Source organism: Streptomyces sp. NPDC102278, from assembly GCF_044766345.1.
Lineage (GTDB): Bacteria > Actinomycetota > Actinomycetes > Streptomycetales > Streptomycetaceae > Streptomyces.
Map to the genome: position 1 here is coordinate 267,213 of NZ_JBIWLV010000007.1, position 18,902 is coordinate 286,114.

Annotated in this window: 17 protein-coding genes; 7 read left to right on the top strand and 10 right to left on the bottom strand. The window is 75.0% G+C overall.

The window, feature by feature from the left end; genetic code table 11:
• The first annotated feature begins 178 nt into the window (after positions 1–178).
• Entirely contained in the window at positions 179–1,108 is a 930-nt protein-coding gene (locus tag ACIRO3_RS19705; RefSeq protein WP_404138297.1) for a hypothetical protein, read from the top strand.
• A gap of 124 nt (positions 1,109–1,232) precedes the next feature.
• Here the strand turns inward: ACIRO3_RS19705 and ACIRO3_RS19710 are convergent, their stop codons facing one another.
• From ACIRO3_RS19710 to ACIRO3_RS19720, 3 genes are read right to left on the bottom strand one after another with little or no spacing between them, the layout of a single operon-like run.
• Complete coding sequence (locus ACIRO3_RS19710; protein WP_404138300.1) at positions 1,233–2,258, bottom strand: NAD(P)/FAD-dependent oxidoreductase; 1,026 nt, start codon at positions 2,256–2,258, stop codon at positions 1,233–1,235.
• A complete protein-coding gene (locus ACIRO3_RS19715; protein WP_404138511.1) occupies positions 2,255–2,794 on the bottom strand; it encodes an isoprenylcysteine carboxyl methyltransferase family protein in 540 nt (179 codons plus the stop codon). The genes ACIRO3_RS19710 and ACIRO3_RS19715 overlap by 4 nt, the downstream gene beginning before the upstream one ends.
• A 13-nt stretch (positions 2,795–2,807) precedes the next feature.
• Positions 2,808–3,869, bottom strand: coding sequence for a type III polyketide synthase (locus ACIRO3_RS19720; protein ID WP_404138303.1), 1,062 nt, complete (start codon positions 3,867–3,869; stop codon positions 2,808–2,810).
• 79 nt (positions 3,870–3,948) lie between these two features.
• On the opposite strand from ACIRO3_RS19720, the gene ACIRO3_RS19725 reads away from it, so the two are divergent.
• Entirely contained in the window at positions 3,949–4,818 is an 870-nt protein-coding gene (locus ACIRO3_RS19725; protein WP_404138305.1) for a UbiA family prenyltransferase, read from the top strand.
• Between the two features lie 20 nt (positions 4,819–4,838).
• Here ACIRO3_RS19725 and ACIRO3_RS19730 read toward each other — a convergent pair whose 3' ends face one another.
• The 4 genes from ACIRO3_RS19730 to ACIRO3_RS19745 all read right to left on the bottom strand — a co-directional run bounded on the left by ACIRO3_RS19730 (position 4,839) and on the right by ACIRO3_RS19745 (position 8,882).
• Positions 4,839–6,200 (bottom strand): NAD(P)/FAD-dependent oxidoreductase, encoded by a 1,362-nt coding sequence (locus tag ACIRO3_RS19730; protein WP_404138307.1) that lies wholly within the window; start codon positions 6,198–6,200, stop codon positions 4,839–4,841.
• Positions 6,201–6,311: 111 nt separating this feature from the next.
• On the bottom strand, positions 6,312–7,355 hold the full coding sequence (locus tag ACIRO3_RS19735) for a PHP domain-containing protein (RefSeq protein ID WP_404138309.1): 1,044 nt from the start codon (positions 7,353–7,355) through the stop codon (positions 6,312–6,314).
• 56 nt (positions 7,356–7,411) lie between these two features.
• Positions 7,412–8,161: a VOC family protein gene (locus ACIRO3_RS19740; RefSeq protein ID WP_361785766.1), complete on the bottom strand. Its 750-nt coding sequence runs from the start codon at positions 8,159–8,161 to the stop codon at positions 7,412–7,414.
• 151 nt (positions 8,162–8,312) lie between these two features.
• Positions 8,313–8,882 carry an HPP family protein gene (locus ACIRO3_RS19745; RefSeq protein ID WP_404138312.1) on the bottom strand — a complete coding sequence of 190 codons (570 nt, stop codon included), beginning with the start codon at positions 8,880–8,882 and terminating at the stop codon, positions 8,313–8,315.
• Positions 8,883–9,148: 266 nt separating this feature from the next.
• On the opposite strand from ACIRO3_RS19745, the gene ACIRO3_RS19750 reads away from it, so the two are divergent.
• Positions 9,149–9,667: a hypothetical protein gene (locus ACIRO3_RS19750; protein WP_404138315.1), complete on the top strand. Its 519-nt coding sequence runs from the start codon at positions 9,149–9,151 to the stop codon at positions 9,665–9,667.
• A 216-nt stretch (positions 9,668–9,883) separates the two neighbouring features.
• The gene (locus tag ACIRO3_RS19755; protein ID WP_404138318.1) at positions 9,884–10,951 is read left to right on the top strand and encodes a GNAT family N-acetyltransferase; all 1,068 of its coding nucleotides are present in this window, start codon (positions 9,884–9,886) and stop codon (positions 10,949–10,951) included.
• 93 nt (positions 10,952–11,044) lie between these two features.
• Here the strand turns inward: ACIRO3_RS19755 and ACIRO3_RS19760 are convergent, their stop codons facing one another.
• Both ACIRO3_RS19760 and ACIRO3_RS19765 read right to left on the bottom strand, forming a co-directional pair.
• Complete coding sequence (locus ACIRO3_RS19760) at positions 11,045–11,458, bottom strand: peptidase inhibitor family I36 protein (protein WP_404138321.1); 414 nt, start codon at positions 11,456–11,458, stop codon at positions 11,045–11,047.
• A complete protein-coding gene (locus tag ACIRO3_RS19765) occupies positions 11,451–12,374 on the bottom strand; it encodes a hypothetical protein (protein ID WP_404138323.1) in 924 nt (307 codons plus the stop codon). The genes ACIRO3_RS19760 and ACIRO3_RS19765 overlap by 8 nt, the downstream gene beginning before the upstream one ends.
• 166 nt (positions 12,375–12,540) lie before the next feature.
• Between ACIRO3_RS19765 and ACIRO3_RS19770 the strand changes: the two genes are divergently transcribed.
• Positions 12,541–15,369 (top strand): XRE family transcriptional regulator, encoded by a 2,829-nt coding sequence (locus ACIRO3_RS19770; protein WP_404138326.1) that lies wholly within the window; start codon positions 12,541–12,543, stop codon positions 15,367–15,369.
• 113 nt (positions 15,370–15,482) lie between these two features.
• Positions 15,483–16,646: an alpha/beta hydrolase family protein gene (locus ACIRO3_RS19775; protein WP_404138329.1), complete on the top strand. Its 1,164-nt coding sequence runs from the start codon at positions 15,483–15,485 to the stop codon at positions 16,644–16,646.
• A gap of 19 nt (positions 16,647–16,665) precedes the next feature.
• Here ACIRO3_RS19775 and ACIRO3_RS19780 read toward each other — a convergent pair whose 3' ends face one another.
• The gene (locus tag ACIRO3_RS19780) at positions 16,666–17,940 is read right to left on the bottom strand and encodes a sulfite oxidase (RefSeq protein WP_404138332.1); all 1,275 of its coding nucleotides are present in this window, start codon (positions 17,938–17,940) and stop codon (positions 16,666–16,668) included.
• 153 nt (positions 17,941–18,093) lie between these two features.
• On the opposite strand from ACIRO3_RS19780, the gene ACIRO3_RS19785 reads away from it, so the two are divergent.
• Positions 18,094–18,627: a GNAT family N-acetyltransferase gene (locus ACIRO3_RS19785; RefSeq protein WP_351914655.1), complete on the top strand. Its 534-nt coding sequence runs from the start codon at positions 18,094–18,096 to the stop codon at positions 18,625–18,627.
• Positions 18,628–18,902: the final 275 nt, after the last annotated feature.

The window sequence follows — 18,902 nt, forward strand, 5'->3', positions numbered from 1 at the left end:
AGCGCTTGCCCGCGACTCGCCGGGGGAACCGTCAGCGGCGCGCCGGCCCCCCGTTTGCCCGCCCCGAATGGCGCAGTGCGCCGAAGTGCCGCTGAATGTAACAAAGCGTGCGCATCCCATGACGCACGATGACCGGTGCGCGATGTGTAGACCCGCGTGTCGGCGAACGGAGCTTTCCATGAACGACCCCATAACCCTCGCGGCCACCGACCACGAAGACCGCCGTGAGATCCCCGAGACCCAGGGCCGCGTCGACGATTCGAGCGACCCCGGACACCCCCCACCCGCCCCGCCCGCCCCCGCCGCGGAGCCGCCCGCGGAACCCGTACGGACCCTGCTGGAGGCGGCGGCGACGTGCAGGCCCGTGGAGGAGGTCACCGCGCTGGTGAGCCTCCTGAAGCGGGCCGGGCGGCAACCCGACGTCGGACACGCTGCGCTGCGGGCGGCGGCGGTCGCCCGCCCGGTCGACGAGGTCGGCCGGATGGTCGCCCTGCTCGGCGAGCCCCCGTACGGCGAGATCGAGGCCGACGTCACGCTGCGCGCCGCCGCCGTCGGTCGGTCCATCGAGGACGTGGCCCTGCTGGCCGGCTACCTCGACACCGACCGGGCCGAGACCGCGGCCGGGCCCCCGCCCGCCGGCCCCCCGGCCGACCACCACGCGGCGCCGCACCGGGAAGGGCCGCCGGTGACCAGGCCGGAGCCCCGTCCCCCCGCCCCGCAGGGCGCGCTGCGCCACGTGCTGCGCTGGCCGGTGGCCGCCGCACTGCTCCTGTGCGGCGTGCTGCACCTGCCGGGCGACCCGGCCGCCCTGTCCGTCCTCGGACTCGGCGACGTCCCGCCCCTCGCGGTGGCCTTCCTCTGCCTCGTGGCGGGGGGACTGCTGGCGCTGCGTGACACCCCGGCGGTGTGGCGGATCGGGGCCGTCACGGCGCTCGCGGTGGTGGCGCTGCACGTGATCGCGGGGATAGCGCTCGTCGACCCCCTGGAGGGTTCGCTGGGTGGCTCGCACGCGTGGGCGGGCGTCACCGCGGTGCTCTGCGCGGGCGCCGGCGCGGTGCTCGCGGGTGTGGCACTGACGTACCGGCCCAAGCGGGTCGATCGCGTCTGACCCGAGGAAACGGGGCCCCGGCGGACCACCGCCGGGGCCCCGCCGCGTGCGCACCACCTCTGCGGGCCGTGCGCACGGCTCGTCCGGGGGCTCCGGTGCCGCCGCGCGCCGGGTCGGGCCCGGCTCACGCCAGCAGGTTCACCCCGCGGGTGAACACCCAGGGCAGGCGGGCGGCCACCGGCACGATCCTGCGGGCCAGTGCCGGCCGCGCCCGGGCCCACAACAGGGAGCCGGTCAGCGCGCGATAGCCGCGCGTCAGCTCCCGCCAGGCCCGCTCGTACTCCTGCGGCCGGCCGGCGGACACGCACCGTACGAGTTCCCCCGCCGCCGTCACCGCCAGCGTGAGCCCCTCCCCGGTGAGCGCGTCCACGTACCCGGCGGCGTCCCCGACGAAGAGCACCCGTCCGGCCACCCGGGTGACGGCGCCCTGCCGCAACGGTCCCGCCCCCCGGACCGGCGCCTCGGGCGCCTGCGGCAACCGCGCCGACAGCAGGGGGAACCGGGCCAGTTGGACGTCGAACGGCGCCTGCTCCGAGGTCAGCACCGCCACGCCCACCCGATCGGGCCCGAGCGGGGTCACGTACGCCTCGGACCGGGCCGACCAGTGCACCTCCACCAGGTCGCTCCACGGCTCCACCGCGTAGTGGCGTCGCAGCCCGTACCGTACCGGCCGGCCGGGCACGACCGGCGCGGACAGGCCCAGCCCGCGCCGGACGGGCGAGTGCAGGCCGTCGGCGGCCACCAGGTAGCGGGCGGTCAGCCCCGCCGCGCTGACCCGGTGTTCGTCCTGGCGCACCTCGGTCACCCGCCGGGCCAGCACCCGCACGCCCAGGGCTGCGGCCCGTTCGGCGAGGGCCGCCTGGAGGTCGGTGCGCCGGGCCCCGCGCCCGGGACCGGCACGGAACAGCCCCTCCGCGCGCAACCCGCCGGCGGCGTCCACGTACCGGATCCCCCGAAACGGCCGGCCCGCCACCGGTACACCCAGCTCCTCCAACCGCCGCACCGCGGTGGGCATCAGCCCCTCCCCGCACGCCTTGTCGATCGGGGTGGGCCGGGGCTCCAGCACCACCACCTCCAGCCCGGCCAGCGCCCCGTGGATGGCGGTGGCCAGCCCCGCCGGACCGCCGCCCGCGACGAGCAGGTCGATCACGAGGCGGTGCCCAGGAGCGGGGTCGTCGTACGGGCCCGGGTGAGCGCCGTGTCCTCGCAGCGGATCCGCACCCGCAGCAGGAGCGCGTTGAGCACGGTGAAACCGGCCGCGGTCAGCCACGCGGAGTGCACCAGCGGCAGCGCGAGCCCCTCGACGACCACGGCCACGTAATTGGGGTGGCTCAGCACCCGGTAGGGCCCCGCCGCGACCAGGGGCAGACCGGGCACGACGAGCACCCGGGTGTTCCAGCGCGGGCCGAGCGTGGTGATGCACCACCAGCGCAACCCCTGCGCGGCCACCGCCAGCGCGAGCGCCGGCCAGCCCGGCGCCGGCAGGAACGGCCGGTCCGCCGCCCAGGGTTCGACCGCGCACCCCACCAGCAGCGCGGTATGCAGGGCGACCATGGCCGGATAGTGGCCCCGGCCGTACTCCCGGGCGCCGCGCGCCAGGCTCCAGGCGGCGTTGCGCCGGGCCACGAGCAGCTCGGCGAGCCGCTCGACGGCGACCAGGGCGAGGAACGACAGGTACAGGTTCATCGACATGAGGGGATCACCAGCGCAGGAGGACGAGTTCGGAGGCGAAGCCCGGGCCGAAGGCGATCATGAGCCCGGTGGACCCCGGCGGGGGCGGCCCGGCGGCCTGGATCCCGCCGAGGATGTGCAGGACGGAGGCGGAGGAGAGGTTGCCCGCCTCGGCCAGGGACCCGCGGCTCGCCGCGAGGGCGGCGTCCGGCAGACCTAGCGTCTCGGCGAGGACGTCGAGGATCTTCGGACCTCCCGGGTGGCAGATCCAGGCGTCGACGTCGGACGGCTTCAGGTCGTGGCCGGCGAGGAAGGTCTCGACCTCCTCCACCACGTGCAGCCGGACCAATTCGGGGAGTTCCCGACCCAGCACCATGCGAAAGCCCCAGTGGCCGATGTCCCAGCCCAGCAGGTCCTCGGTCCCCGGATACAGCCGGCTGCGGGAGGCCACCACCGTGGGCCCGGCGCCGGTCTCGTACAGCGGATGGTCGCGGCCCACCGCCAGCAACGCCCCGGCGCCGTCCCCGAACAGAGCCCCGGCCACGAGGTTCGCCATCGAGGTGTCGGCGGGCTGGAGGGTGAGGGAGCACAACTCGGTCGACAACAGGACGGCCGCGTCTTCGGGCCGGCCGGTCAGCTGGTCGTGCAGATGGCCGAGGCCGGCCGCGCCCGCCGCACACCCCAGGCCGAACAACGGCATCCGTTTCACGTCGGGGCGCAGCCCGCTCCGGCCGGCGATCCGGGCCTCCAGTGAGGGCGTCGCCAACCCGGTCACCGTCGTGGACATCACCAGGTCGAGCTCCCCGGCCGGCAGGCCACCCTCGGCGAGGGCGAGTTCGAGGGCGCGCGTGCCGAGTTCGAGCGCGACGGCGACGAAGGCGGCGTTCGTGGTGCCGAAGTCGTTCGCCGGCCCGTAGCGCTCCAAGGGGAGCGCGAGGTGGCGGCTGTCCACCCGGACCGACTCGTGGACGCGGCGCAGCAGCGCCGTGTCCGCACCCGACGGAAGGAAGCGGGCCAGGGCCTCGGTGATCTCCGACTGCCGGTAGCGGTGGGGCGGGAACACGCTGCTCACTGCCAGGACACGTGTCATTGACCCAACATAGGGAACAACTGACACTTCATGAGGAATCAGGCGAACCGGGCGTGCCGCCGCCGCATAGCGTGGCGTCGTGCCCGTCACCCGACAGACCCCGCCCTCCGTACATGCCCCCGTGCGGCCGCGCGCCGGATCCCGGGCGGCCGGCCTCCTGGCGGCCTGCCACCCCCTGCCCGCCGCCGCCGTCACCCTCTTCACCGCCGCGCTCGCCCTCGCCGCCGGGCGGGGGCCCGCCGGCTGCGCCGTCGCCGCGGCGGCGGTCGCGGCGGGCCAACTCTCCGTGGGGTGGAGCAACGACCGTGCCGACCTGCGCCGCGACCTGACCACCGGGCGGCGGGACAAGCCGCTCGTCGCGGGCGCCGTACGGCCCGCCTCGGTGACCGTCGCCGCGCTCGTCTCGCTGCTGGCCTGCGTTCCGCTGTCCCTGGCCTCGGGCCCGCTCGCCGGCGTCGTGCACTTGGGCGCGGTCGCGGCCGCCTGGGGCTACAACCTGCGGCTCAAGAGCACGGTCGTGTCCTGGGCGCCGTACGCCCTCGCCTTCGGCCTGCTCCCGGCCTTCGTCACGCTCGGCCTGCCGGGATCACCGTGGCCGCCGGCCTGGCTCACCGGCGCCGCCGCCCTGCTCGGCGCCGGGGCGCACTTCGCGAACGTACTGCCCGACATCGCCGACGATCTCGCCACCAGCGTCATCGGACTGCCCCAGCGGCTCGGCGCCCGCCGGTCGGCCGCGGTCGCCGGCCTGCTGCTGCTCGGCTCGACCGCGGCCCTGATCGCCGGCCCGCCGGGACCGGTGAGCGGGTACGGCCGGGGGCTGCTCGCGCTCACCGGCCTGCTGGTGGCCGGAACCTGCCGGGCCGGCGGCCGCGTGCCGTTCCTCGGCGCGCTGGCCGTCGCCGCCGCGGACGTGGTGCTGCTGCTGGCGCGCGGCGCGGGCCTGGACTGAACCGCTCGGCGCCGAACCGCTCAGCCCTTGGCCCGCAGCGACGCCGTGTGCTCGCGGACCTGCTCGGGGGAGAGGTAGGCGTCGGTGTGCTCGAAGTCCTTCAGGGTGGCGGCCCGCTGGTCCAGGAAGCCGGTGCGCACGAAGTCGTCCCCGGCGACCGCGTTGATCAGCCAGTTCGTCATCACCCGGGTCTTGGCCACGTTGGTCCGCAACGCCGACCAGTGGTAACCGCGCGCCACCGCCTGCGCGGGCAGGCCGTGGAGTTCGATGCCGAGCGGCTTGGAGACCCCGTCCCGGCCGCCGAGGTCCACCACCAGCCCCAGGTCCTTGTGCACGTAGGGGCGCAGCGGCTGGTTGCGCAGCGTGGCGATGACACTGTCCGCGACGGCCTTGCCCTGGCGCATGGCGTGCTGGGCGGTCGGCGGGCACAGCGCGTCGCCGCCCTTCGTCACGTCCGGTACGGCCGCCGAGTCCCCGAGGGCGAACACGCCGTCGGCGCCGGGCACCGTCAGCTCCGGGCGCACGACCAGTCGGCCCTTGAGCGTCTCCGCGCCCAGGGTGGCGACGAGCGGGCTGGCCGCGACCCCGGCCGTCCAGATGAGGGTCCGACTGGGCAGCACCCGGCCGTCGGTGAGCGTCACCTTCTCGGCGTTCACCTCGCTCACCGACACGCCGAGGGAAACCTCGATCCCGCGCCGGCGCAGGATGTCCAGGGCGACGGTCCCGAGCTTGTCGCCGAGTTCCGGCATCAGCTTCGGGGCGAGGTCCACCAGGTGCCACTTGATCTGCCGGGGGTCCAGCCGCGGGTAGCGGGTCGCCGCGTGCCGGGTGAGACGGTTCAGGCAGGCGGCCGTCTCCGTGCCCGCGTACCCGCCGCCCACCACCACGAACTGGAGCCGGGAGGCGCGTTCGTCCTCGTCCTGGCTGGCGTCCGCCAGGTCGAGCTGGGCGATCACGTGGTCGCGCAGGTACACGGCCTCCGCGAGGGTCTTCATGCCCCGGGCGTGTTCCACCAGTCCGGGGATGTCGAAGGTGCGGGTGATGCTGCCGGGCGCCAGCACGAGGAGGTCGTAGGGCTGGTCCACGGTCTCACCCGTGATCTTGCGGACGACGCAGACCTTGGCCTTGGTGTCCACGCCGATCGCCCCGCCGGGGATGATCCGCGTCCGGTGCTTGTTGCTGCGCCGCAGGGAGACGGCGACCGACTGCGGGGTCAGCACGCCGGCGGCGACCTGGGGGAGCAGGGGCAGGTACAGCTGGTAGGAGGCGGGCGTGACCAGTGAGATCTCCGCCTCGGCCGGGGACAGACGGCGCTCCAGCCGCCGTACGCACGCGACCCCGGCGAAGCCGGCGCCCACAACGAGGATCCTCGATCGCGACACGGTGTACGTCCCTTCGCAGTGCGGTGGTTCCGTGCCCGCTCGTCTGCCCCGCGGGGGCGGTCCATGCACATCCGTTTCGCAACGGTGCGGTCGCGGCGCCGTGGTGCGAGGTCAGGTCGGTGCGGGTGGTCGGCGGGTACGGGTCCACTCCAGCAGGCCTTGCGCGCTCCAGGTGTTCACGACACGCTCGGTCGCCACCCCGCACTCCACGGCCCGCTCACAGCCGGTCGTCTGCCAGTCCAGCTGGCCCGGGGCGTGCGCGTCCGTGTCGATCGCGAACAGCGTTCCGCTCTCCACCGCCAGCCGCAGCAACCGGCGCGGCGGATCCAGCCGCTCGGGCCTGCTGTTGATCTCCACCGCCGTTCCGGACTCGGCGCAGGCGGCGAAGACGGCGGCGGCGTCGAACTCCGACTCCGGGCGGGTGCGGCCGGTCACCAGCCGCCCGGTGCAGTGCCCCAGCACGTCCATCGACGGATTGCGCACGGCCGCCAACAGGCGACGCGTCATCGCCGGGGACTCCATCCGCAGCTTCGAGTGGACGGAACCCACCACCAGGTCGACGCGGTCCAACAACTCCTGCTCCTGGTCGAGCGAACCGTCCGGCAGGATGTCGCATTCGATGCCCGTGAGCAGCCGGAACGGCTTCCAGGCCGCGTTCAGCTCCGCCACCACCGCCAGTTGCTCGCGCAGCCGCTCCGGCGACAACCCGCGGGCCACCTTCAGGCTCGGCGAATGGTCCGTCAGCACCGCCCACTCGTGACCCAGCTCCGCCGCGGCCCGCCCCATCGCCTCGATCGGACTGCCGCCATCGGACCACTCGGAGTGCAGATGGCAGTCCCCGCGCAGGGCCGCCCGCAGCGCGCGGGCCCCCGCACTGGCCGACGGGCCGTCCGGGTGCGCCGCGACCTCGTCCTCCAGCTTGCGCAGGTACTCGGGGATCTCCCCGCCGAGCGCCTCCCGCACGACCGTCGCGGTCTTCGGCCCGAGGCCCTTCACCGACTCCAGCGAGCCGGCGGCGACCCGCTCGGCCACCTCGGGGCCGCCCATCTGCTCCACCGCGGCGGCCGCCGTGCGGAACGCCCGTACGCGGTAGGTCGGTGCCTGACCGCGCTCCAGCAGGAAGGCGATCCGGTTCAACGCGGCGACCGGGTCCATCGGGCACCTCCTGAGCCCAGTGTGGCAAGGGACGGCCCGGCGGGCACATCGGACGATCAGGGCGCGCCCGTCGGCAGGAGGGAGGTGGTCAGGGTGAACAGGGCGCCGTCCGGGTCGCGGAGCGCCACCCACCGCTCCCGGGTGTTCGACATGACGTCCGAGAGGACCCGCCCGCCCAGTCCGACGGCCGCCTCGATCGCGGGTTCCAGCCGCGGCACCCGGAAGTGGACGTGCCAGCGGGGCCGGGCGTGCGGGCTGTACGAGGCCATCTCCACCGGACCGCTGTTCAGCCGGGCGACGGCCTCCCCGCCGTGGCGCAGCACGACCTGGTCCTCCTCGTACGAGACCTCGCAGCAGCCGGGCCTGCCCGTGGCCCACTCCAGCACCCCGCCGTAGAAGATCGCGGCGTCGAACGCGTTGCGGGTCCGCAGTTCGAGCCAGGCCGGGGCCCGCCCCTCGTCCGACCGCCAGTCGGTGGAGACGACCCCCTCCCAGATCCCGAACACCGCACCGTCCAGGTCGGCCGCCAGCGCGGCCCTGCCGCCGTTCGGGAAGGACACCGGGCCGACCGCGATCGTGCCGCTGCGCTCCCGGATCCGGCTCACCGCCACGTCCACGTCGTCCACGGCGAAGTACGGGGTCCACGCCACCGGTACCGCCAGATCCGCCGCGAGGGCCCCGATGCCCGCCACCGGCACACCGTCCAGCCGGGCCACCGAGAAGCCGTCGCCGAGCCGGGCCGGCCGGAAGGTCCAGCCCACGACCGCCTCGTAGAAACGCTGGGAGGCCACCAGGTCCCGGGCCATCAGACTCACCCAGCAGGGTGCTCCGAACACGTCCCTCGTCGAGATCTTCACCGCTCGCTCCGCCCTTCACCGCCACCGTGATCGCGCCGTCCGACCTCAAGAAGTAGCGCCCCGGCACCCCCGGCGACGCGCAGGCGCGCCACCGGCGCGATCACCACCAGTAGGCGGGGTACCTGGGAGCCGTGCGCCGGATCCTGGATCCGGCGTACCCGGTGAGGACGAGGAGCACGGTCGAGGCGAACAGCAACGGCACGAACCGGGCGGGATCCGGGCTCTGGAGCACCACCACGACGGCCGTGGCACAGGCGGGGGAGTGCGGGGTCCGCGCGGTGATCAGGAGGGCCAGGGTGATGCCCGCCGCCACGGCGGCGGCCCAAGCGCTGCCGCCCACCGCCGCGAGGACGCCGTACCCCACGGCGGCGCCCAGCAGATGGCCGAGGAGCACCCCGCGCGGTTGGGCCAGCGGCAGCGTGGGCGCGCTGTGCACCAGGGCGGCGCTCGCGGCCAGCGGCGGGATCAGCACCGGTTCGTGGAGCATCGCGCCGATCCCCACCAGGCCCAGGAGCACGGTCGTCGCCGCGCTGACGCTGTGGAGGGCCGCCGCCGCGCTCGGGCGGGCCGGGGCCCTGCCGGTGATGAGCCGCGGCGTGCGCGGCGCGGGGGCGGGATCGGCGACGGCGGTCGAGGGCGCGCCGGGGTACGGCGCGGTGTCTGTGGTCATGTGCGGCAGGGTGTTTCCGGTGCGGGCGGCCGGCAGGGGCCGTGGGGCGGCGGGGCGGCGGTCGCCGACGTGAGCAGGGGCAGGGTGCCCACGAGTTTAATCGGTCGCCGGTACGACAACCTGCGCGGGGCCGGGCAAAGGGTCCATCGGGACCGGGTCGCCCCGGCGGATCGTGTATGACTGCCATGGCACCGGCGCGCTCCCGCCGAGGACGCGGGGGAAGGACGAGAGCGCTCGGAAGGCCGAGGACGCAGGGAAGGACGAGCATGACGACCCACTCGCACCTCACCGAGGTGCCCACCGACCTCGACGCGGTGATCGCCGGAGCGCCCGCGGACGCCACCGGGGCGCTGTGGCGCCTGACCGGCGCCACCCGCGGACTCGACTCCAACCTGGTGCGCCTGCTCCCCGGCGGGGTCATCGCGGAGCACGCCGAACCCGTCCTCGACGTGCTGCTGGTCGTCGTCGCGGGCGCCGGCCGGCTCGACACCGGGGGCGGCGCGCACGACCTGCGCCCCCACGTGGCCGTCCTGTTGCCGAGGAACAGCCGTCGCTCGCTCACCGCGGGCCCGGACGGGATGACGTACCTGACCGTCCACACCCGCCGCCCCGGCCTGGGCATCGGCGCGGGTCCCGCCGCCGGCGGCGTCCCGGCCGCCCCGGATCCCGCCGACGGCGGTGAAACGGCCTGCCTGCTCCACCGGGTCTGCCCCGACTGCGGCCGGCTCGCCGCCGAACGGGACGCCCGGTACTGCTCCCGGTGCGCGGGCCCCCTCCCGCAGTGACGCCACGCCTCGCGGTCCCGGGCCGATCGCTCGGACGGCTCAGGTCGTCTCTTTCGGATCGTGTCGGTCGGGGTCGCGGTGTCCGGTGCCGTGCCTGGCAAGGCGGAGGGGCACCCGTGTACTGGACGTACTCGGGTGCCCCGACAACGCCGCCAGGGGCGGTACCGGGCGCCGCGGCCCCGGCAAGATCCGAAAGAGACGGCCTAGTCTGAAGGCATGACGATCATGGGCCCGCACGACCTCGACCACGCAGTCTCGGACGCCGTGCGGGCCCTGCGGGGCGTCGCGCACCTCGACTGGTCCGTCCCGGCGGCGGACCTGGAGTGGAGCTGCCACGACACCGCCGTCCACCTGGCCGGGGACCTGACCGGATTCGCCGCGCAACTCGCCGGCCGGGTCGCCGGCTCCTGGCTGCCCCTGCGGGTCACGGCCGCCCCCGACACCTCCCCCGGCGGGGTCGTCGACCTCGTGGAGGCGAGCGGACGGCTGCTCGTGGCCGCCGTCCACGCGGCCGGGCCGGACGCCCGCGCCTGGCATCCGGCCGGGTCCGCGGGCCCCGACGGCTTCGCCGCGATGGGCGCCGCAGAAACCCTGCTGCACACCCACGACATCCTGAACGGCCTCGGGGCCACGCACTGGCGGGGCGACGAGCGGACGGCCGCCCTCGTCCTCGAACGGCTCTTCCCGCACGCGCCGCTGTCCACCACCGGCGCCCCCTGGGACTCGCTGCTCGCGGCCACGGGCCGGGCCGACCTCCCCGACCTCGCCCCCCAGGACGACTGGCGCTGGTACAACGACCCGATCCGGGGGGTCGGCGTGATCCTGTGCGAGATCGGCCCGGCCGCCGCCGCCGACCTGCACGCCGGCGGCACCGGAGGCTTCGCCTGGACCGAGGACGGGCCGGCCGAGGGCACCCGGATCGGCGCCGGGATGGTGGGTCTCGCCGACGAGGTGGGCGAGTACCGGCCGGGCTGGGGCCCCTACGCCATCGTCCGGGCCCGCGACCACCGCGCGATCGGCGGGATCGGCTTCCACGGTGCCCCCGACCCCGACGGCCACGCCGAGATCGGCTACGACCTCGTCGCCTCGGCCCGCCGCCGGGGCCACGCCACCGAGGCGCTCCGCGCCCTGGCCGGGTGGGCGTTCGAGCAACCCGGCCTGACCGAGTTGCACGCCAGGGTCGACGAGGACAACGCCGCCTCCCACGCCGTGGTCCGGCGGGCCGGATTCCGGGAATCCGGTTCCGACGACGGCGTGGTCCGGTACCGCCTCGGCCCGCTGTAGCCGCGGACGGACCGCGGGCCCCCGGGCTGTCGAAGCCCGGGGGACCCGACGGAGAACGGCCGGCGAAGCACCGCAGGACCGCTCCAAGGCTGCTCAGAAGCCGCAGTTGGTCACCCACTTGTGCGAGGAGATCCGGTCGTTCCACTCCCACGGGATGTTGCCCGCGGAACCGTTCGGGGCGCAGGTCGAGGCCCCCGTGTAGCCGATGTTCTCGTAGACGCGAACATCGCCCAGGGAACCGGCGTAGCCGTTGTTCCACCAGGACGAGGCCCGGTCGTTCATGTTGTAGCTGCCGCTGCTGCCACAGGTGCGCCAGTCGGAGTCGTTGCCGCTCCAGCCACAGGACGGGCCGCCGCGATTGGTGTCCGCCCAGACCCAGTAGTTGCCGTCGGCCGCCACACCCGCGCTGTCGGCGGGAGCCGCCGCCGCCGGGGTCAGCGCCGCGGGGACGGCGAACAACGGCGCCGCGAGGGCGCAGGCCAGCATCATCGTGCGGAACTTACGCATGGGAATCTCCTTCTCGATGGGTGTGTCGTGCCACGACGCGCTCCGCCTTCGGCAGCGCGTCGTTCTGGAACCGTCGCCTCAGGTCGATCTCGGCCTGGTGCTGTGCCCGGACTTCCTCGCCGTGGGCGCGGTCCAGAGTTCGTGAGACCCGGGCCAGCGAAGTGCCGGTCGCGCAGGTCGCCTCGGTGACCGCCAGCGCGGTCTCGGTCTCGTCGGCCCGTTCGGGCGGGACGCCGGCGGTCGCCTCGACCGCGGCCCGCCGGGAGTCGGCCGGGGTGGCGTACGGTCGGCCCGCCGCCCGCATGCAGGCGGACCACTGCCCGACGGCTTCCGTCCAGCGCGCGTCCTCGCGCACCCGCGCCTCCCGGACCGGCCGCAGGTTCATCGTCACGACCTTCACGCGGAACCAGCCCGGCAGATCCCCGTACAGGGCGCGCTGCGCGTCCGCCATGCATCCCTCGGAGCCGGCGGTGAGGGTCATCCCGGTGGGGGTGGTCGCCGTGAGCCCCACGGGCGAGGCGCCCATGAGCGCGGTGCGCGCCGCCGCCCGCCGGGGGGCCGGGAGCCGCGCGAAGTACCGCTGGTTCGGGTCGGCCCGCCGGGCCTCGGCGGCGGCCCGCTCGTCACGACCGCCGTAACCGTGGGCCCGCGCCCAGTCCACGTCGTCCACCCCGTACGGGAAGGTGCGTTGCGCCTCCCCCTCCCGCACGGGCTCCGTGACGGCGTACACGAACCCGCGCCCGGCCATGCACTCGCTGATCAGGATCTGCTCGGCCCGTTCCAACAGCCGGGACTGCGCGGCGCTCGGCTCCCGCGCCGGCCCCGACTCCCGCTGCGGGACGGTCGATCCGCAACCGCCCGCGGTCAAGGCCGCCGACACGGCCACCGCCATCGCCGTCGCCCGTGCTCGGTTCATCCGCGGGGTGCCCCCTTTCCGGGTGTTCACGGCGGGTTCGCCGTGGTGCCGGAATCAGGTCTAGCCGCCCTCCGTTGTTCGGCGTCGGCGCCCTGGCAGTGAACAAACAATTGCTGAACAATCCACCCCAGAGGGCAGGAATGCACCTACGTGGAAGGGACCGTGCATGGCACGCAAGGAACGTCCGCTGGAAGGTGGGGACGGGCCTCTGCCGGCCTTCGCCACCGCCCTGCGCCGCCTGCGGCACGAGGCCGGGTCACCGCCCTACCGGGACCTCGCCGCACGCGCCCACTACTCCGTCGCCACCCTCTCCGGAGCCGCCGCCGGCCGTCGGCTGCCCAGCCTGGACGTGACCTTGTCCTACGTGCGGGCCTGCGGCGGCGACCCGGGGGAGTGGGAGCGCCGCTGGCGCGCCGTCGCCGTCGAACTGGCCGTCGACACACCGGACCTGCGCGCCGGGGAGGAGGGCTGTCACGAGCCGCCGTACGTGGGGCTCGCCGCCTTCCGCGCCGAGGACGCCGAACTCTTCTTCGGGCGGGAACGACTCGTCGAGGACCTCCTCGCCACCCTCGCCCGGCACCGCGTCCTCGCCCTCGTCGGCGCCTCCGGAGCCGGCAAGTCCTCCCTGCTGCGCGCCGGACTGCTGCCCAGGTTGCGCGCGGACGCCCCGCACCGCGCCGTGCGCGTCCTCACCCCCGGCCCGGACCCGACCCGGACCCTCGGGCGGGCCCTGACCGGACAGGAGGGCGCCGACGCGGAGGAACTCGTACTGATCGTCGACCAGTTCGAGGAGGTATTCACGGTGTGCGCCGACCCCGAGGAGCGGGCCCGGTTCATCGGCACGCTCGACGAGGCCGCGCGGCGGCCCGACTCCCGCTGCCGCGTCGTCCTGTGCCTGCGCGCCGACTTCTACGCGCACTGCACCCGCCACACCGAACTCGTCGACGTCCTGCGCGACGCCCAGGTCCTCGTCGGACCGATGAGCGCCGCCGAACTGCGCCGGGCCGTCGTCGAACCCGCCCGCCGCGCCGGACTCACCGTCGAGGGCGCCCTCCAGGCCACCCTCGTCGCCCACGCGCACGGCCGCGTCGGCGTACTGCCCCTGCTCTCCCACGCCCTGCTGGAGACCTGGCGCCGCCGCCGGGGCGCCGCCCTCACCCTGGACGGATTCCGCGCCGCCGGCGGCTTCGAAGGCGCCCTCGCCCAGTCCGCCGAAGCCCTGTACGCCTCACTCACCGACCGTCAGCAACACCTGGCCCGGCAGGTCTTCGTCCACCTCATCGCCCTCGGGGAAGGCACCGAGGACACCAAACGGCCCGTCTCCCGCGAGGAACTAGACCAGGACGCCGACACCGACGCCGTGCTCGCCGGCGCCGCCCGACTGAGGCTCCTGACCCTCGGCCAGGGCCGGGTCGAACTCACCCACGAGGCCCTGATCCGCGCCTGGCCCCGACTGCGGGGCTGGCTCACCGAGGACCGGGAACTGCTGCGCCGACACCGGCAGCTCACCGACGCCGCCCGGGCCTGGCAGGGCGTGGGGCGCGACCCCGGCTCCCTGCTGCGGGGCACCCGGCTCGCCCTCGTCCGCGACCTCCTCGACACCCCCGGCCCGGCCGGGCTGAGCGCCGCCGAACGGGAGTTCCTCGACGCCTCCGCCGCCGCGGAGGCCGCGGCGGGCGACTCGGCGCGCCGCCGCACCCGCCGGCTGCGGATCCTCGTCGCCTCGCTCGGCGCCCTCGTGGTGGTCGCCGCCGTCGCCACCGGCAACGCGGTACGGGCCGAGGAGGAGGTCACCCGGCAGCGCAACGACGCCGTCGCGCAGAACCTCGCCGAGACCGCGGGCGGCCTCACCAACACCGAGCCGGGCCTGGCCGTCCAGCTGGGCCTGACCGCGTACCGGCTCTCGCCCACCACCCGCACCCGCGACAGCCTCCTCAGCACCCTGATGACCTCGTTCCCCGCCCACGCCAAGGAGGTCGTCGCCCTCGCCTACCGCCCCGACGGCCGCCAACTCGCCACCGCCAGCGGGGACCGCACCGCCCGGCTCTGGACCGTCCGCGGCACCGACCGGCCCGTCGCCGTCGCCACCCTCGGCGGTCACCGGGACGCCCTGCGGGCCGTCGCCTACCGGCCGGACGGGCGGATCCTCGCCACCGCGTCCGCCGACGGGAACGTACGGCTCTGGGACGTCGCGGAGCCCGCCCACCCGACCCTCGCGGCCGAACCCGTCGTCCGGGGCGCCGACGTGCGCGCCCTCGCCTACAGCCCCGACGGGCGCACCCTCGCCACCACCGGCCCCGGGGGCGACGTACGGCTCTGGGACGTGGCCGACCCCGCCCGCCCCACCGAGTCGGCGCTCCTGACCGGGCACCGCGACGCCCTGCGCGCCGTCGCGTTCAGCCCGGACGGCCGCACCCTCGCCACGGCGAGCGAGGACCGCACCGTACGGCTGACCGACATCGCCGACCGCGAGCACCCCGCGCCGCTGGCGACCGTCGGGGGCCATGACACCGCCGTCTTCTCCGTCGCCTTCAGCCCCGACGGCCGCACCCTCGCCACCGCCAGCGGCGGCCACACCTCGGTACGGCTGTGGAACGTCACCCAGCCGCGCCGGCCCGCCCTCCTCGCCACCCTCAGGGGCCACACCGACGTGGTCGGCGCGGTGGTCTTCGGCCCGGACGGCCGCACCCTCGCCACCGCCGGCGACGACCGCACCGTACGGGTGTGGGACGTGGCCAGGCCCGCCCATCCGGCACTGTCGACCACCCTCACCGGGCACGTCACCGCCGTCGGTTCCGTCGCGTTCAGCCCCGACGGGAGCGTCCTGGCCTCCGGGGGCTACGACGACACCCTCCGGCTGGCGGGCACCGACCGGGACCGGGCCACCGCGGGTGCCTGCGCGCACACCGGACAGCGGATCAGCCGCGAGCAGTGGACCACCTACATGCCCTACCTGGACTACGCGCCGCCGTGCAGCGGCCTGGAGCGCCGGTGATCCACCGTCGCCGGTCTGCTACTCGAGGAGGAGGCGTGCCCCTCCGCGGTCGGACGGGCCGCTCCTCCCGAGAGCTGATGATCCGTCACGACGCGCTGCGTAACTTCGGGTGCATGAACCGTCGCCGCACCGTCACCGTCGCAGCGCTGTGCGCGCTGCTGCTTCCCCTCCCGCTCGTCGCCGCGGGGACCTCCGTCGCCGCCGGGACGCCGGCCGCGTCCGACACGCTCCGGGCGCTGCCCGAACTGCCCCGTCCCACCGGACGGTTCGCCGTCGGACAGGACACCCTGCACCTGGTGGACCGAAGCCGCACCGACCCGTGGGCGGGCTCGGGGCCGCGCGAGCTGATGGTCACCATGCGCTACCCGGCCCGGCCGGGCAGCGGCGGACCCGTGCGCTACCTCACCGACGAGGAGGCCCGGCTGTTCCTGGTCGATCGCGGGCTGGACCGGCAGATCCCGGTCAAGACCCTCTCCGGTACGAAGTCCTTCGCCCGCTCCGGCGCCCGGCCGGTCGAGGGCCGCCACCCGCTGATCGTCCTGTCGCCCGGCTTCACCGTGCCGCGCGCCACCCTGACCGCCCTCGCCGAGGACCTCGCCTCGCGCGGCTACGTGGTCGCCGCGGTGGACCACGCCTACGAGAGTTCGGGCACCGCCTTCCCCGGCGGACGCGTGACGACCTGCCTGGCCTGCGAGAAGGTGGGCGACGAGGCGGGCTACAAGCGCGTCAGCGACAACCGCGCCCGCGACGTGTCCTTCCTGCTCGACCGCCTCACCGGCCGTCATCCGGCCTGGAACCGTTCGGGCCTGATCGACCGGGACCGGGTCGCGATGGCGGGCCACTCCATCGGCGGGGCCTCGGCCGCCGCCGCGATGGTGGCCGATCCCCGGGTCAAGGCGGGCGTCGACATGGACGGCACGCTGTTCACCCCCGTCCCCGAGACCGGTCTCGGCGGGCGTCCGTTCCTGCTGCTGGGAGCCCAGGACCACGGCCCCGGCACGGACACCGGCTGGGATCGCGACTGGCATCGCCTCGACGGCTGGAAGCGCTGGATCAGCTTCGCCGGCTCCGGTCACTTCACCTTCACCGACGTGCCCGCCATCGGGGATCAGCTGGGGCTCCCCGACCCGCAGACCCCGCTGCCCGGGGACCGTTCCGTGGAGCTGACCCGCCGCTACGTCGCCGCCTTCTTCGACCAGCACCTCAAGGGCCGGCCCCGGCCCGTGCTGGACGGCCCGTCCGCCGACGCCCCGGAGGTGTCCTTCCTCAACCCGTAGCCGCCCCGGCCCGCGATCGTCAGACCACCGTCACCGGGTGACGCACGACCGCGTCGAAGAGGTACCCCTGCGTGTTGTGGGGGGTGGTCTCCGGCTGCGTCCGCCCGGTGGCGTCGGTGGCCCGCGCCAGCAGGGCCGCCGCGCCCGTCGCGCGCGGGGTCCACGGCACCGACCAGCGCACCCACCCGCCGCGGCGCGGGGTGTCGTGCAGCCGGGCCCGCTGCCAGCGCCGACCACCGTCGGTGCTCACGTCCACCCGGTGCACGGGCGCCGCGCCCGACCAGGACCTCCCGGTCAGCAGCCGCGTCCGGTGCACCGGCACCCGCGCGCCGAGTTCCAGCTCGAAAGCGCTCTTGAGGGTCTGCCGGGTCAGCGGGGCACTGCCCTCCGGCGGCTGATCGGGCCCGAACAACCGGTACAGGTCGGTGTTCCAGGGCGTGTACAGCGCGGAGGCGGACACCTCGATGTCCCCCACCCACTTGATCGAGGAGATGCCCACCCAGTCCGGTACCACGACCCGTACCGGGCCGCCGTGGTCGGGCGGCAGCGGCTCGCCGTTCATCTCGTACGCGAGGATCACGTCGTCCAGGGCCTTCGAGAGGGGCAGCGGCCGCCGCACCCGACCCAGGTTCACGCCGTTGGTGACCACCTCGTCGTCCAGTCCGCGCGGCAGGACGTCCACGGCGTCGCGGCGCAGCCCCGCCCGCCGCAACACGTCCGACAGGCGCGCGCCGCGCCACCGCGCGACACCGATCGCGCCGAGCGTCCACGCGGTGCCGGTGACCTGCTGTGCCTGCTGGGTCGTGTAGAAGCTGCGGCCGTTGCCCGCGCACTCGATGAACAGGGTCCGCTCGACGGCGGGCAGCTCGCGCAGCCGCTCGTACGAGAAGTCGACCGGCTCGCCGCGCAGCCCGTCGCCCCACACCGTGAGCTTCCACTGCGCGGCGGTCAGGCGCGGGGTGACGGTGTGGTTGCGCACGAAGAACCGGTCGACGGGGGTGAGCGGGCCCGTTCCGCGCAGGGCCGCGAAATTCGTCTCCGCGTTGGTGCCGCGCACGGTGAACAGTTCCGGCGGCAGCGGTTTCACGACGCCCGGCAGGGTCGCCGCCTCGGCCGTCCCGGCGCCGACGCCGAGCGGCCCGGCGACGGTCACTCCGGCCGCTCCTGCGGCCCCCGCGGCGAACAGCCGGAGCAGGTCCCGGCGGGCGACCCCGGCGGAACGGGCCCGGCCGTGCGCCCACTGCCGCAGGCGCGCGCGGTCGTACCGGCTCTCGTCGGAGAGGTCGAGGGGCATGGGCGGAACTCCTTCTCGGCGGCGTCCCGACGGACGGTAGGGCTCCCGCCCGCCCCCGGGAACCGCACCGCCGCATTGGTCATGAACCTGCAATGCGGCGGCAACGAGGGGGCCGATTACCCCTGGCCGGACGCGTTCGGCAGGATGTGAGGCATGACCGAGATCCGCACCCCCCGCCTCCTCCTCCGCCGCTGGACCGACGACGACCTCGTCCCCCTGTCGGAGATCAACGCCGACCCCGAGGTGATGCGCTGGATCGGCGACGGTTCCACGCTCGACCTGGAGGAGACCGCCGACGCCATCGAGCGCTGGGAGGACGAGTGGGACGAGGAGGGCTTCGGCCTCTTCGCGGTCGAGCTGCTGGCCTCCGGCGAGCTGATCGGCGCCGTCGGCCTGTCGGTGCCCGAGTGGCTGCCCGAGGTGATGCCCGCCGTCGAGATCACCTGGCGTCTCGGGCGCTCCTACTGGGGGCAGGGCTACGCCTCCGAGGCCGCCCAGGCCACCTTGGAGTTCGCCCTCCAGGACCGGGGCCTCGACCGCGTCATCGCGGTCAACCGCACGGGCAACGAGGAATCCGAGAACGTGCTGCGCAAGCTCGACATGGAGCGGGACCGCGACACGAGCCACCCCGAGTACGCCTCGATGCTGACCCTCTACAGCATCGACCTGACCGAGTACGAGGCCTGACCGGGTACGAGGCCTGACCGGGTACGAGGCCTGACCGGGTACGAGGCCTGACCGGGTACGAGGCCTGTACCGGTACGAGGCCTGTACCGGTACGAGGCCCGTACCGGTACGAGGCCCGTACCGGGCGTACGGGCCTGTACCGGTACGAGGCCTGTACCGGGCGTACGGGCCCGACCCGGTACGAGGCCCGCCCGGGCGTACGCGCCCGATCCGGTCCGGGGGCCGCCCGGGTACGCGACCCGGCGGCGCCCGCACATCGGCCGATCGGAGGACCC